General features: G+C 70.7%; 13 protein-coding genes. 10 read left to right on the top strand and 3 right to left on the bottom strand.

The window, feature by feature from the left end; translation table 11 throughout:
• Window positions 1-44: 44 nt before the first annotated feature.
• Window positions 45-800, bottom strand: coding sequence for a bifunctional 2-polyprenyl-6-hydroxyphenol methylase/3-demethylubiquinol 3-O-methyltransferase UbiG (ubiG, locus tag C5708_RS09895; RefSeq protein ID WP_242920519.1), 756 nt, complete (start codon window positions 798-800; stop codon window positions 45-47).
• A 123-nt stretch (window positions 801-923) separates the two neighbouring features.
• Here ubiG and C5708_RS09890 point away from each other — a divergent pair, with 123 nt between their 5' ends.
• The 7 genes from C5708_RS09890 (at window position 924) to prfA (ending at window position 9,650) form a co-directional block, all read left to right on the top strand.
• A complete protein-coding gene (locus C5708_RS09890) occupies window positions 924-2,171 on the top strand; it encodes an aspartate kinase (RefSeq protein WP_242921087.1) in 1,248 nt (415 codons plus the stop codon).
• A 42-nt stretch (window positions 2,172-2,213) separates the two neighbouring features.
• On the top strand, window positions 2,214-3,161 hold the full coding sequence (locus tag C5708_RS09885; protein WP_242920517.1) for a DMT family transporter: 948 nt from the start codon (window positions 2,214-2,216) through the stop codon (window positions 3,159-3,161).
• 153 nt (window positions 3,162-3,314) lie between these two features.
• On the top strand, window positions 3,315-3,716 hold the full coding sequence (locus C5708_RS09880; protein WP_242920515.1) for a glycine zipper 2TM domain-containing protein: 402 nt from the start codon (window positions 3,315-3,317) through the stop codon (window positions 3,714-3,716).
• A 189-nt stretch (window positions 3,717-3,905) separates the two neighbouring features.
• Window positions 3,906-6,170: a phosphoenolpyruvate--protein phosphotransferase gene (gene ptsP / locus C5708_RS09875; protein ID WP_242920513.1), complete on the top strand. Its 2,265-nt coding sequence runs from the start codon at window positions 3,906-3,908 to the stop codon at window positions 6,168-6,170.
• A gap of 124 nt (window positions 6,171-6,294) precedes the next feature.
• The gene (locus tag C5708_RS09870; protein WP_242920511.1) at window positions 6,295-7,284 is read left to right on the top strand and encodes a helix-turn-helix transcriptional regulator; all 990 of its coding nucleotides are present in this window, start codon (window positions 6,295-6,297) and stop codon (window positions 7,282-7,284) included.
• Between the two features lie 70 nt (window positions 7,285-7,354).
• A complete protein-coding gene (gene ispG / locus C5708_RS09865) occupies window positions 7,355-8,500 on the top strand; it encodes a flavodoxin-dependent (E)-4-hydroxy-3-methylbut-2-enyl-diphosphate synthase (RefSeq protein WP_242920509.1) in 1,146 nt (381 codons plus the stop codon).
• Window positions 8,501-8,573: 73 nt separating this feature from the next.
• Complete coding sequence (prfA, locus tag C5708_RS09860; protein ID WP_242920507.1) at window positions 8,574-9,650, top strand: peptide chain release factor 1; 1,077 nt, start codon at window positions 8,574-8,576, stop codon at window positions 9,648-9,650.
• On the opposite strand, the gene C5708_RS09855 is transcribed toward prfA, so the two are convergent.
• Window positions 9,583-10,932 (bottom strand): YihY/virulence factor BrkB family protein, encoded by a 1,350-nt coding sequence (locus C5708_RS09855; protein WP_242920505.1) that lies wholly within the window; start codon window positions 10,930-10,932, stop codon window positions 9,583-9,585. The two genes, prfA and C5708_RS09855, sit on opposite strands and share 68 nt — an antisense overlap.
• A 74-nt stretch (window positions 10,933-11,006) precedes the next feature.
• On the opposite strand from C5708_RS09855, the gene C5708_RS09850 reads away from it, so the two are divergent.
• Window positions 11,007-11,789 (top strand): MOSC domain-containing protein, encoded by a 783-nt coding sequence (locus C5708_RS09850; protein WP_242920503.1) that lies wholly within the window; start codon window positions 11,007-11,009, stop codon window positions 11,787-11,789.
• A 13-nt stretch (window positions 11,790-11,802) separates the two neighbouring features.
• Here C5708_RS09850 and C5708_RS09845 read toward each other — a convergent pair whose 3' ends face one another.
• Window positions 11,803-12,261 (bottom strand): MarR family transcriptional regulator, encoded by a 459-nt coding sequence (locus tag C5708_RS09845; protein ID WP_278253869.1) that lies wholly within the window; start codon window positions 12,259-12,261, stop codon window positions 11,803-11,805.
• Between the two features lie 120 nt (window positions 12,262-12,381).
• On the opposite strand from C5708_RS09845, the gene prmC reads away from it, so the two are divergent.
• Together prmC and C5708_RS09835 are read left to right on the top strand one after the other, a co-directional pair.
• Window positions 12,382-13,260: a peptide chain release factor N(5)-glutamine methyltransferase gene (gene prmC / locus C5708_RS09840; RefSeq protein ID WP_242920501.1), complete on the top strand. Its 879-nt coding sequence runs from the start codon at window positions 12,382-12,384 to the stop codon at window positions 13,258-13,260.
• Between the two features lie 259 nt (window positions 13,261-13,519).
• Window positions 13,520-14,476 (top strand): DUF4167 domain-containing protein, encoded by a 957-nt coding sequence (locus tag C5708_RS09835; RefSeq protein WP_242920499.1) that lies wholly within the window; start codon window positions 13,520-13,522, stop codon window positions 14,474-14,476.
• Window positions 14,477-14,650: the final 174 nt, after the last annotated feature.

The raw sequence follows: 14,650 nt of genomic DNA, 5'->3' as shown, positions 1-14,650 counted from the left end.
GTTTACGCACGGGGGCGCGCCGGGAGCGGCGGTCGGCGCGCGCATCAGGCGGCGGGGCGGGCGACGGTCATCATGTAGTTCACGTCGCTATCGCCCGATTGCGACCATTTCCCGGTCAGCGGATCGTAGGCGACGCCGAACGGGCCTTCCACCGTCACCGGTTCGCCGGCCAGGAAGGCGCGCAGTTCCTCGGGCCGCAGGAACTTGTTCCAGTCGTGGGTGCCGGCCGGCACCCAGCGCAGCACGTATTCGGCGCCGATCTTGGCCAGGGCCAGGGCCTTGAGCGTACGGTTCAGGGTGGCGACGATCATCAGGCCGCCGGGCTTCAGCAGGCGCGCGGTGGTGCGTAGATACTCGCCTGGATCGGCGACGTGCTCGATCACCTCCATGTTCAGCACGACGTCGAACGGGCCCTCGCCCTCGGCCAGCAGGGTCTCGGCGGTCGAGCACAGGTAGCGGATGTCGAGGCCCTGCTCGGCGGCGTGGGTCGAGGCCGTGCCGATATTGCGCTCCGAGGCGTCGACGCCGGTGACGTCGAAGCCCAGCCGCCGCATCGGTTCGCACAGGAGGCCGCCGCCGCAGCCGATATCCAGCAGCCTCAGGCCCGCGAACGGCGCGCGGGCGCGGCCGTCGCCGCCGAAATGGCCCAGCACCTGGTCGCGGATGAAGCCCAGCCGCACAGGATTGAACCTGTGCAAGGGGGCAAACTTGCCCCTCGGGTCCCACCATTCGGCGGCGATGCGGGAAAATCGTTCGACTTCCGCCGGATCGACGCTGAAGCCTTGCGCATGCGCGCTCATAAATCCTCCGCCAGTGCATTGCGGCGTGCGCGCCGCGCCGCTAGAAGGCGCGACGGTTTCGGTCGAGATGGCGCGCCCGCCTTCGACCGGCAAGCGAAAAACGCAGGAAGGATGGGCCGAACTGTGTCTCGGCTGGTGATGAAATTTGGCGGCACGTCGGTGGCGGATCTCGAACGCATCCGCCGCGTCGGCCGTTTGGTGGCGGCCGAAGTCGCCGCCGGCCATCAGGTCGCCGTGGTGGTCTCGGCCATGTCCGGCAAGACCAACGAACTGGTCGCCTGGACCGACGGCGCCGGCCGCGCCGCGCAGGGGATCCCCGAGTCCGACGACGAATACGACACCGTCGTGGCGTCGGGCGAGCAGGTGACGGCGGGCCTCCTGGCCATGACCCTGCGCAACATGGGCCTGAAAGCCCGCTCGTGGGCCGGCTGGCAGGTGCCGATCTACACCGACGAGGCCCACGGCCGCGCCCGCATCGACGAGATTCCGCCGGAGAAGCTGCTCAAGGCCTTCGACGACGGCGAGGTCGCCGTGATCGCCGGCTTCCAGGGCGTCACCCGCGACGGCCGCATCGCCACCCTCGGCCGGGGCGGCTCGGACACCTCGGCCGTGGCCGTGGCCGCCGCCGTCGGCGGGGCCTGCGACATCTACACCGACGTCGACGGCGTCTATACGACCGACCCGCGCATCGAGGCGAAGGCCAAGCGCCTGGCCAAGATCTCCTACGAGGAGATGCTGGAGATGGCCTCGCTGGGCGCCAAGGTGCTGCAGACCCGTTCCGTCGAACTCGCCATGGCCCAGCGGGTGCCGGTGCGGGTCCTGTCCAGTTTCGTCGAGCCCGGGGAAGCGCCCGGCCAAGGCACCATCGTGTGCGACGAGGAAGAAATCATGGAAAAGCGTATCGTCTCGGGCGTCGCCTACAGCCGCGACGAAGCCAAGATCACCCTGCTCGGCCTGCCCGACCATCCGGGCGTGTCGTCGCTGATCTTCTCCAAGCTGGCCGACGCCAACGTCAATGTCGACATGATCGTCCAGTCGCGCGCCCGCACCAGCGACAGCGCCAACATGGAGTTCACCGTCGGCAAGCGCGACGCCCAGCGGGCGGTCGAGATCGTCCGCGCCGCCCAGGTCGAGATCGGCTTCGAGGACGTGGCCGTCAACGAGGACGTCGCCAAGGTGTCGGTGATCGGCGTGGGCATGCGCAGCCACGCCGGCGTCGCCAAGACCATGTTCGGCGCCCTGGCCGAGAAGGGCGTCAACATCCAGGTCATCTCGACCTCCGAGATCAAGATCAGCGTCCTGATCGACGCGGCCTATACCGAACTGGCGGTGCGCGCCCTACATGCCGCCTATGGGCTGGACCAGCTTTAGGCGAACGGCGACGAAGGCGCGGGCGACCGGGCGCGCTAGGGCATGACCGACACGCATCGCTATCGCCTGGGCGCCGCCTGCGGCGTGGTCGCCGGCGCCTTCTGGGGCGCGGTGTTCCTGGCCCCGAAGCTGCTGGCGGGCTTCTCGCCGCTGCAGATGACCGCCGGCCGTTATCTGGCCTACGGCCTGGCCTCGGCGGTGCTGATCGCCCCGGCCTGGCGTTCGGTCGCCGGCCGCGTCACGCGGGCCGACTGGCTGGCCCTGACCTGGCTGAGCCTGGCCGGCAACATCGTCTACTACCTGTTCCTGGCCGCCTCGGTGCAGATCGCCGGCGTCGCGCCGGCCTCGCTGATCGTCGGCCTGCTGCCGGTGACGGTGACCCTGATCGGCAGTCGTCACGACGGCGCCGTTCCCCTGCGCAAGCTGGCCGCGCCCCTGGTCCTGATCGGCCTGGGGGTGCTGTGCATCAATCTGGCGGTGTTCACCGGCGGAGGCGGGGGCGCCTCCCTGGTCAAGCTGGCCTTCGGCGTCGCCTGCGCCTTCGGGGCTCTGGCGACCTGGACGGTCTACGCCGTCGGCAACGCCCGGCACCTGGCGCGCCATCCCCATTTCACCAACGGCGAATGGTCCCTGCTCACCGGACTGGTCACCGGCGGCCTGTCGGCGGTCATCGCCGTCCCGGCCTTCATGACCGGGTTCGCGGCCCATCTTCCGGCCGACTGGCTGCGCTTCGCCGGCGTCAGCTTCGCCGTCGCCATCGGCGCCTCGATCATCGGCAACGGCCTGTGGAACGCCGCCAGCCGCCTGTTGCCGCTGACCCTGTCTGGCCAGCTGATCGTGTTCGAGACGGTGTTCGCCCTGTTCTACGGCTTCCTCTACGAGCGCCGCGTTCCCGGCGCGCTGGAGGCGGCGGCGATCGCCCTGCTGCTGGCGGGGGTGTTCTGGTCGGTGCGTCTGCACCGCGACCGGCCGCCGGAACACGCGGCCTGACCGTCTTCCGGGCGGGTTTAGAAACCTGACTGCAACTTGAACGGCGCCGTTCAGATCGGGTTCAAGCCGGGCTTGCGATAGTCCTGATCACGGAAGCGGGACCACCCGCAGGGGATCGGCCCCGCCTCCGGAGAGATCGAAAGGAAGACTGACATGCAAGCGCCGAACAAGATCGCGAAGATCGCTCTGGCGGCCGCGCTGACCGGCGCGATCGCCCTTCCCGCCTCGGCCGCCTTCGCGGGCGAGCGCAAGACCCAGAACACCCTGCTGGGCGCCGGCCTGGGCGCCCTGGCCGGCGCGGCCCTGTCGCATGGCGACGCCGGCGCCACCATCGCCGGCGCGGTGGCCGGCGGCCTGGTCGGCAACGTCGCCACCAAGGACCGCCACTACCGCAGCGACCGCTACGACTACCGTCACCGCGACCGTTATGGCTACGGCTACGGCGACGACTACCGCACGAGCTATCGTCCGGAATATCGCTACGGCCGCGACTATCGTTACGACCGCGGCTATCGCGGCTACGAAACCCGCTACGACTACGGCGACTATCGCTGATCCGGCGACCCGCCGGCCTGACCTGATCGAAGCGCCGGCCCTGGCCGGCGCTTCTTTTTTGCGCGATCGCCGCCCCGGTGGGACGTTCCGCGCGCCGGCCCTGGCCGCCGTGCAGAAAACCCGGCCGAGATCGCTGCTCTTTTAATCAAACCTGCTAGAAGGGGGCCGAGGACAGGGAAGGGAGCGTCCATGCCCGCACCGGGGCTGGCCATACGCGGTCCGCGCAGCCTGCTGCGCCAGATTCGCGAAGCGCTCGCGGGCGGCGGCCCGGCGCAGAGCCGGCTGGACATGGTCGTGCGCATCATCGCCCGTTCGATGGTCGCCGAGGTCTGTTCGATCTATCTGCGCCGCGCCAACGGCGAGATGGAGCTGTTCGCCACCGAGGGCCTCAAGCCCGAGGCCGTGCACGTCACCACGCTGAAGCCGGGCGAGGGCCTGGTCGGCGAGACCATGCGGCTGAACCGGCCGCTCAGCCTGTCGGACGCCCCGAACCACCCGTCGTTCTCCTATCGCCCTGAGACGGGGGAAGATCCCTTCCACGCCTTCCTGGCCGCGCCCCTGCTGCGCGGCGGCCGGGCCATCGGCGTGCTGGTCGTCCAGAACCGCACCGAGCGCGTCTACACCGAAGAGGAGGTCGAGGACCTCCAGATCATCGCCATGGTGCTGGCCGAGATGGTGGCCGGCGGCGGCCTGCTCGGCGAGGGCGAACTCAAGAACGTCGAGATCGCGCCGCACCGGCCCGAGCGCCTGAAGGGCTCGCGTTTCGCCGACGGCCTGGCCTACGGCAAGGCGGTGCTGCATGAGGCGCCGGTGGCGCCCGAGCAGCTGCTGTCCGAGGACTCCGCCGCCGAGGAACGGCGCCTCAAGACCGCCGTCGAGGCGCTCCAGGCCCAGATCGATGAGATGCTGGAGGGCCAGCACGGCATCCTCGGCGCCTCGTTCGAGGTGCTGGAGACCTACCGCATGTTCGCCCACGACCGGGGCTGGAACCGGTCGCTGGAGGAGGCGGTGCGCTCGGGCCTGACCGCCGAGGCGGCGGTCGAGCGCGTGCGGTCGGAGCATCGGGCCCGCCTCGGCCAGGCGCGCGACCCCTATCTGCGCGAGCGCCTGCACGACCTCGAAGACCTGAACGACCGCCTGCTGCGCCACCTGAGCGGCGACGGCCACGCGCCCCGCGTCCTGCCCGACGACGCCATCCTGATCGCCCGCAACCTCGGGCCGGCCGACCTCCTGGAATACGACCGCGGCCGGCTGAAGGGCCTTCTGCTGGAGGAGGGCTCCTCGGCCAGCCACGCGGCCATCGTCGCCCGCGCGCTTGGCATTCCCTGCGTCGGCCGGCTGGCCGGCCTGCGCGACCGGGTGTCGGAGGGCGATCCGGTCATCGTCGACGCCGAGACCGGCGAGGCCTATCTGCGGCCGCGCCCGGACGTGATCACCGCCTCGCTGGCGCGGATGGACGTGCGGGCGCAACGGCAGGCCGAATTCGCCCGTCTGCGCGAAACGCCGGCCTTCACCCGCGACGGGGCCAAGGTCACGCTGCTGATGAACGCCGGCCTCGCCGTCGACCTCGACATCCTCGGCGAGACCGGGGCCGAGGGCATCGGCCTGTTCCGCACCGAGTTCCAGTTCATGGTCGCCGAGGAGCTGCCGCGCCTCAACACCCAGACCGCGCTCTACGCCCGCGTGCTCGACGCGGCGGGCGACATGCCGGTGACCTTCCGCACCCTGGACCTGGGCGGCGACAAGGTGCTGCCCTATCTGGAGGCCGAGCGCGAGGACAACCCGGCCCTGGGCTGGCGCGCCGTGCGCATGGGCCTCGACCGCCCGGCCTTGCTGCGGCTGCAGCTGCGGGCGCTGATCTCGGCGGCGCGGGGACGGCCCCTGCGCATCATGTTCCCGCTGATCGCCAGCGTCGACGAGTTCCGCGCCGCCCGCGCCTTCGTCGACCAGGAGATCGCCTGGGCCCAGCGTCGCGGCCGGCCGGCGCCGTCGCGCCTCGACGTCGGGGCGATGGTCGAGGCGCCGTCGGTGGTCTGGCACCTGGACGCCCTGCTGCCGATGGTCGACTTCGTTTCGGTCGGCACCAACGACCTGATGCAGTACATGTTCGCCGCCGACCGGGGAAATCCCCGCGTGGCCGATCGCTACGACTTCCTGTCGCCGCCGGCCCTGCGGGTGATGAAGACGATCCAGGACGCCTGCGTCGAGTCGGGCACGTCGGTGTCGGTCTGCGGCGAGATGGCCGGCCGGCCGTTGGAGGCCTTCGCCCTGATCGCGCTCGGCTTCGATCACCTGTCCATGCCGCCGTCGGGGGTGGGGCCGGTCAAGCGCATGGTCCTGTCGGTGGACCGCGAGGCCGCCCGTCGCGGCGTGCTCAGCCTCATCCGGACCTCCTCGGGAAGCGTCCGCAACGAGATCGAAACCCTGGCCCGGAAGCTGTATGTGGCCATATAGGTGATTGAAATCCGGGCCTTATCTTGATATTCACAATTATAACTTAACAATTCCGTGCAATACGACGCTCAGTATCGTCCCGGTTTCGGCCGGGCGCGATTTCTATAGGGGGCGATCAGCAGCCATGCCCTTGGACACCGGCGCGGTTACGCAGAACGTTCATCTGTCCGTGGGGGCGGACGGGGACGAGCGCCCGACCGCAGACATCATCAGCTTCTCGCCAGATTCCACCGCTCACGTCGGCGAAGCCCTGCGCGCCGCCCGCGAACGCCGGGGCCTCGGCCTGCAGGAGGTGGCCGACGCCACCCGCATCCGCCGGACCTATCTCGACGCCATCGAGCGGCTCGACCTGGAGCAGCTGCCGTCGCGTCCGTTCGTGATCGGCTATGTCCGCGCCTACGCCAAGATGCTGGGCCTGGACGACGAGGCGGCCGCCCAGCGGTTCAAGATCGACGCTCCCGACGAAGAGCAGACGCTGCGCGCGCCGGTCGGCGTGCGCAAGGAAGGCGATCCGCGCCTGGCCATGATCGCCGTCGGCGGCGCGGTGGTGGTCGCGGCCATCATCGCCTGGAACGTGGCCCAGAGGGCCATGGCCCAGAAGGCCCCGCCGCCCGCCGTCGTGGCCGAGACCGGCGTCAAGGCGCCGCCGCCCGCCGTTCCCGCCGCGCCCGTGGCCCTGGGCGCGCCCCTGCCGGCGCCGGTGGAGTCCACCGTGCCGCCGCCCTATGTGACGCCGGGCCTGGAAGCCGCCACCGCCAACGGCGGCGCGGTGCCCAAGGCCGGCGGCGTTCCCGCGTCCGCGCCGGCTGCCCGCGCGCCGACCCCGGCCATCGGGGCGCCGTTCAAGGCCGACGGCCCGATCTACGGCGCGCCGGCCACGGCCTCGACCCTGATCCTCCAGGCCAACAAGCCGGCCTCGATCATCATCCGGGGCGCCGACGGCTCGGTCTATTTCGCCCGGCAGTTCGCCGCCGGCGAGGCCTATCGCGTGCCCAACGTCAAGGGCCTGACGGCCGACGTCTCCGAGCCCGAGGCGTTCGACGTGTTCGTCGGCGGCGCGCTCAAGGGCGAGCTGCCGGCCCCGCAGACCGCCCTGGCCAAGCTGGCCGACTAGGCGCCGCCGCCGCGAAGATTTCACGACGGCCTTTGGTTTCGCGCGCCGAGAGCTTAACTTGCGGCCTGTCATGAGCGTGCAAGACCATACCCACGTCCGGCCCTGGCGGGCGATCGACCGGCGCAAGTCGCGCCAGATCCATGTCGGCCCGGTGCCCGTGGGCGGCGACGCGCCGATCACCGTCCAGTCGATGACCAACACCGTCACGGCCGACGCGGCCGCGACCATCGACCAGATCCGGCGACTGGAGGAGGCGGGAGCCGACATCGTGCGGGTGTCGTGCCCGGACGAGGAGTCCACGGCGGCCTTCGCGACCATCGCCAAGGCGGCCAAGGTCCCGTTGGTGGCCGACATCCATTTTCACTACAGGCGCGGGATCGAGGCGGCCAAGGCGGGCGCGGCCTGCCTGCGGATCAATCCCGGCAACATCGGCCGCCCGGATCGGGTGCGCGAGGTGGTTCAGGCCGCCCGCGACCACGGCTGTTCGATCCGCATCGGCGTCAACGCCGGCTCGCTGGAGCGCGAACTGCTCGAACGCTATGGCGAGCCCTGCCCGGAGGCGATGGTCGAGAGCGCCCTGAACCACGCGCGCATCCTCCAGGACCACGACTTCCACGAGTTCAAGATCAGCGTGAAGGCCTCGGATGTGTTCATGACCGTGGCCGCCTATCAGATGCTGGCCGAGGCCATCGACTGTCCGTTGCACCTGGGCGTGACCGAGGCCGGCGCCCTGCGCACCGGCACGGTGAAGTCGGCCATCGGCCTGGGCTCGCTCTTGTGGGCCGGCATCGGCGACACCATCCGCGTCAGCCTGGCGGCCGACCCGGTCGAGGAGGTCAAGGTCGGCTTCGACATCCTGAAGTCGCTCGGCCTACGCCACCGGGGGGTGAACATCATCGCCTGCCCGTCGTGCGCGCGGCAGGGGTTCAACGTCATCAAGACGGTGGAGACCCTGGAGGCGCGGCTGGCCCATGTGTCGACGCCGCTGTCGCTGTCGATCATCGGCTGCGTGGTCAACGGTCCGGGCGAGGCGCTGATGACCGACCTGGGCTTCACCGGCGGCGGCAAGGGCGCCGGCATGGTCTATGTGGCCGGCAAGCCCGACCACAAGATGGACAACGACGCCATGGTGGACCACATCGTCGAGCTGGTCGAGCGCAAGGCCGCCCAGATCGAGGCCGACAAGGCGGCGGACGGGCTGCAGGCGGCGGAATAGCCCGCCGACAGGTGACGTCGCCTCGTCGCGGCGCTAGAGAAGCGCTCCCCGTGCAACCGACGATCCGAACACCGTGCATCTTCCCCAGGCCCGACTAGACCAGGTTCTCGACCGCTTCCGCGAGGTGGAGGCGCGCATGGGCGCGGCCGCCGACGGGGCCGAGATCGTGCGGCTGTCCAAGGAGCACGCCGAGCTGAAGCCGGTGGCTGACGCCGTCGAGACCCTGGCCCGCGCCCGCGCCGAGGCGCCGGAGCTGGAGGAGATGGTCGCCAGCGGCGATCCGGACATGGCCGCCCTGGCGCGCGAGGAGCTGTCAGCGCTGAACGCCCGCCTGCCGGACCTCGAGCGCGAGGTCGCCCTGCTGCTGGCCCCGCGCGACAAGGACGAGAACGCCTCGGCGATCCTGGAAGTGCGCGCCGGCACCGGCGGCGACGAGGCGGCGCTGTTCGCGGGCGACCTGTTCCGCATGTACCAGCGCTACGCCCAGAACCACGGCTGGAAGGTCGAGATCGACTCGATCTCCGAGGGCGAGGTCGGCGGCTACAAGGAGATCGTCGCCTCGATCACCGGCGACGGCGTGTTCGGCCGGCTGAAGTTCGAGAGCGGCGTCCACCGGGTGCAGCGCGTGCCCGAGACCGAGGCCGGCGGCCGCATCCACACCTCGGCGGCCACCGTGGCGGTGCTGCCCGAGGCCGAGGACGTCGAGATCGAGATCAACGACGCCGACCTGCGCATCGACACCTATCGCTCGTCCGGGGCCGGCGGCCAGCACGTCAACAAGACCGACTCGGCCGTGCGCATCACCCACCTGCCCACCGGCGTGGTGGTGACCAGTTCGGAAAAGTCGCAGCACCAGAACCGCGCCAAGGCGATGAAGGTGCTGAAGGCCCGCCTCTACGACATGCAGCGCCAGGCGCTGGATTCGGAGCGGGCCGAGGCGCGCAAGAGCCAGGTCGGTTCCGGCGACCGCTCCGAACGCATCCGCACCTATAATTTTCCGCAGGCGCGGGTGACCGACCACCGCATCAACCTGACCCTCTACAACCTGCCCAAGGTGCTGGAGGGCGAGGCGCTGGACGACGTCATCGGCCCGCTGATCGCCGAGGATCAGGCCGCGCGCCTGGCTTCGCTGGAAGAGAGCCTGGGCTGACCGGGCGCGCGTTCGGGCGCAGCCTGCGCATCAGGCCGTCGGCCTGTTCGCGCATGAAGCTGACCGGGCGGAAGTGGAAGGCGAGGCCGACGCTGTCGGCCATGGCCGCGCCGCGCTCGCCCATCGGCCGGTCGGCGCCGCAGGTGGTGTCGACGGCGGTCTGGTGCTCGACCTCGGCGTTCAGCTCGGCGCCCAGGAGGACGGCCATCACCGAGAACCATATCCACATCATGAAGCCGATGGCCGCGCCCAGCGAGCCGTAGGTGACGTCGTAGTGGGCGACGTTGTTGACGTACCAGGAAAAGCCCAGCGAGCCGAGCAGCCAGAAGGCGGTGGCGAAGGCCGCGCCCCACGCAACCCAGCGCCAGCGCGGCCGTCGCCGGCTGGGGCCGAACCGGTAGATCGCGCAGAACACCCCGGCGGTCAGCGCCGCCACCCCGCCCCAGCGCAGCGGTATCCACCAGGACGAGGCCGGCGGCAGGCCGGCGGCGTGCAGGGCCAGCGGCGCGGCGACCAGCAGCGCCGTCACCAGGGCCAGGAAGACGATGGCCGCCAGGGTGAAGCCCAGGGTGATCGCGGTGCGGCGCATGAAGCCGCGCTTCTCGGTCTCGTTATAGGCGACGTTGAGGCCGTCGAAGAGGGCCTTCATCCCGGCGTTGGCGCTCCACAGCGACAGCAGCAGGCTGATCACGAACGCCAGGCTCAGGCTCTCGTGCTTTTGGGTGGCCAGCCGCACCATCTGGTCGCCGACCAGATCGACGACGCTGGGCGGAAACACCGCCGACATCTGGTCGAGCTGGTGCTCGACGGCGCCCAGGTCGGCGAACAGGCCATAGAGCGAGACGAACACGCCGAGGGCCGGGAAGATGGCCAGCAGGGCGTAGAAGGTCACGCCCCCGGCCACCGCCGGCAGCCGGTCGACCCCGATCTCGCGGTAGGTCCGCCACAGCACGTCGCGCCAGCCCCTCAACGGGATGTGATGCGGCGTGCGGGCCATGCGGCCCCGGCCCGGCTCGGCCGCTTCGAACGCCTCCGGCGACATCAGCCGCCCCTCGCTCAGCCTGCCCGCGGCCGCCTTCGGCGAGCGGCCTCTCTGCAGGTTTGGGATGAACACCACCAGCCCGACCAAGGCGGCCAGGGCGGCGATGTCCAGCGGCCCGAGGTCGTCCCGTCGCCGGCCCGCGCGCTCGTCCCCGGCGCCGGGTTTGGGCCCGCCGGGTTTGGACGCGTCGGATTTGGTTCGTCTCCATAGCAAGGGGCCGGTCTCCGTGGTGGCCTGCATGGTGTTGCGGAACGCGTCGCGCCGGCCGCCGTTCCGGCCTTGCCCGCCGGTTCCGCATGCGCGACACAGCAGGCATGACCGCAAAAATCGCCGCGATCTACCGTCATCCCGTCAAGGGTTTCACGCCCGAGCCGCTCGACGCCGTCGATCTGGCCGAAGGGGCCTACTTCCCCTGCGACCGGATCTACGCGGTGGAGGACGGGCCTTCGGGTTTCGACCCGGCCGCCCCCGTCCACATCTCCAAGCAGAAGTTCACCGTCCTCGCCCATATCGCCGAGGTCGCCCAGGTGCGCACCGCCTATGACGAGGCGACCGGCGTGCTCGCCGCGTCGGCTCCGGGGCGCGCGCCGTTCGCCGGCGACCTTCGCGGCGAGCCTGGACGGGCGGCGTTCGCCGCCTGGCTGGCGGACTTTCTGGGCGAGGCGGCGCGGGGCCCGCTCAAGGTGTTCGAGGCGGTCGCGCCCGCCCACCGCTTCATGGACAGCCGCAGCGGCTTCGTCTCGATCATCAATCTGGCCAGCGTCCGCGACCTGGAGGCCCGCCTGGGCCGGCGGCTCGACCCGCTGCGGTTTCGCGCCAACTTCTATGTGCAGGGCTGGGACGCCTGGGTCGAAAACGACTGGACCGGCCGGGGCCTGCGGCTGGGCGAGGCGGACCTGGAGGTGCTCAAGCCGATCGTCCGCTGCGCGGCCACCCACGTCGATCCCGCCACCGGCGAGCGCGACGTCGAGGTGGTCAAGGGGCTGTTCGACAATTACGGCCACATGTTCTGCGGCGTCTACGCCAGCGTGACGCGCGGCGGCGCGGCCAGGATCGGCGACGCCGCCGCCTGCCTGGCGGTCGCGGCGGCGGCCTGACGGGCGGGCTCGTCTAGGCGCCGGCGTTCTTCGCCGCGGCGTTCAGGGCGTTGCGCAGCTTGGCGATGTCGGCCCGCAGCCGGGCGACGTCGGCCGGCGGCAGGCCCGCCGAGCCGAGCATCGAGACCGGCACCTCGCGGGCGCGGGCCTTCAGGGCCAGGCCCTGCCCGGTCAGGGTGATGCGCACCACCCGTTCGTCCTCGGCGCTGCGGGTCCGCCGGACCAGGCCGGCGGCCTCTAGCCGCTTGAGCAGCGGCGTCAGCGTGCCCGAATCGAGCATCAGCCGCTCGCCCAGGCCCTTGACCGTCAGGTCGTCGGTCTCCCACAGCGTCAACATGATCAGGTACTGCGGATAGGTCAGGCCCAGGGCCTTGAGCAGGGGGCGGTAGGCGCGCGTGAAGGCGTGCTCGGCCGAGTAGACGGCGAAGCACAGTTGGGCGTCGAGCCGCAGCATGTCGTCGGTCGAAGGCATGCCTCTAATTTAGTCGCGCGCGATCTGCTCGCCAACAAGGGGCCGTTCGTCAACAGGGGCTTTCCCGCAAACGGGCGACGGATGCTTGCCCAAAGCCGCGCGCGGGCGCATGTCAGGCGCATGAGCCTCACCCTCGTGCAAGCCTGGACCTCGGCCAAGAAGCGGCTGGAGGCCGCCCAGGTCGACAGCCCGGTCATCGACGCCCGCCTCCTGGTCGAGGCCGCCGCCGCCGCCTCCCGCACCGACATCATCAGCGATCCGCACCGGCCGCTGAGCGCCGAGCAGGCGGCGACGCTGGACGCCTATGTCGGCCGGCGCGAGCGGCGCGAGCCGGTCAGCCACATCCTCGGCCGCAAGGGCTTCTGGAAGATCATGCTGGGCGTCAACCGCCATGTGCTGACGCCGCGCCCCGAGACCGAGGTGATCGTCGACCTGGCGCTGAAGAGCTTTCCCGAGGGCATGGCCTTTTCGATGCTGGACCTCGGGGTCGGCTCCGGGGCCATCGCCCTGGCCATTCTGGCCGAGCGGCCGGCGGCCCGCGGGCTGGGGGTCGACGCGTCCGAGGAGGCGCTGGCGGTGGCGCGGGAGAACGCCGCCAATCTCGGCCTGGCCGGCCGGCTGGCGCTGCTTCGCGGCGACTGGACGGCGGGGGTCGACGACGCCAGCTTCGATCTGGTGGTCTCCAACCCGCCCTATATCGCCACCGACGTCATCGAGACGTTGCAGCCCGAGGTGCGCGACCACGAGCCGCGGCTGGCCCTGGACGGCGGACCGGACGGCCTCGCGCCCTATCGAATCCTGGCGACGGAGATCCTCCGGGTCCTGAAACCCGGCGGCGTCTTCGCCGTCGAGATCGGCTACGACCAGTCGGCGGCGGTCGAGGCGTTGTTCAATGAGGCCGGCGGCTATGGCGTCGTGACCGTCAAGGACCTATCTAACAAGGACAGGGTGGTGACCGGGACCAAAAATCCCCTTGGAAACTCCGGAACTATGGGCTAGTCCAGGGGTTGTCTCCACCCAGATCGCCGGCGCGTCGAGACCTCGCATCCACGACAGGATGACTGCAACGCGCGGCGGCAGGCGCCATCTCGACGGCGCGGTCGCGAAGGCGACGCGCATAGCCGAGGGCGGGAGACGGGGAACAACTTTCGTCTTCGACTTTATTGGATCGCACAGGGCAAGGGCCCGATCCGGGCAAAGCTCACAAGCCAACAGGCGTCGCCGCTGACAGCGGGGCGCCGGCGAACACCGAGATCACATGAGAGACTTCAAGGGTATGAAGCGGCAGCGTGGCCGCAACCGTGGCGGGCAAAGCGGCAAGCCGCAGCAGCACAACGCCAACCGGGCGTTCGAATCCAACGGCCCCGACGGGGTGAAGATTCGGGGCAACGCCCAGCACGTTTTCGAGAAGTATCAGCAGCTCGCCCGCGACGCCGCCTCGTCCGGCGACCGGGTGCTGGCCGAGAACTATCTTCAGCACGCCGAGCACTATTTCCGCGTCATCCGCGCGGTGCAGCCGAATCGTCCGGCGTCCGAGATCATCGGCCGCGACGCCTTCTCCTCGGGCTTCGACATCGATTTCGAGGAAGAGGCGAGCGAAGCCGCCGAAGAGGGGGCTGACGCCTCGGCCGAAGCCGAGACCGCCGAGCCGCAGCAGCGCGAGCGTTTCGAGGGCCGTCGCGAGGGCCGCCAGGACCGCGACCGCAACGACCGACGCGACCGGGATTTCCGTGATCGCGGCGAGCGCCGCGACCGGGATCGCGACTTCAATCGCGACGATCGCCCCCGCGACGATCGTCCGCGTGAGGATCGGGCCCGTGGCGAGGACCGCCCCCGCGGTGATGACCGTCCCCGCGACGAGCGCGTCCGCGATGACCGGCCGCGGGAAGAGCGCGCCGGCCGCGAGGACCGTCGCTATGAGCGGCGCGAGCGTGTCGAGGCTTCGACCAGCGACGGCATGGCCGTGGTCGAGCCCCAGGCGACGCCGCTGGTCGGCGTCTCCGAGCCGTCGGAAGGCTCGCCGGTGCTGCGCTCCCAGGACGGCGGCGTCAGCCATGCGCCGGCCTTCCTCCAGGCTCGCGAGCCCCGCGCCGAGGCGCCCCGGCCGGAGGCCGAGGACGAGGGTGAAAAGCGCCCCCGCGCCCGTCGCCGCCGCGCGCCGCGCAGCTTCGAGGGCGGCGAGGCCTCGGCCCCGTCCGAGACCGAGGAAGCCTGATATCGCCCGCGGCCGGTTCACCCGGCCGAGGAGCCTTTTCGAGACGCCCTTCCCACCTCGGGAGGGGCGTTTTCGTTTGGGCGCGGCGGGCTTCGCCCGAGACTTGGGGCGCATGGCCTTGTGTGGTGCAAAAGCCACACCTACATCCAGCAGGCCGCCGGGCGCGCTCGATCG

Origin of the sequence: Caulobacter sp. CCUG 60055 (assembly GCF_022750545.1) — a bacterium.
In the GTDB taxonomy this organism is placed as follows: Bacteria; Pseudomonadota; Alphaproteobacteria; order Caulobacterales; family Caulobacteraceae; genus PUIC01.
This window is presented reverse-complemented; position numbering and strand designations above follow the sequence as displayed.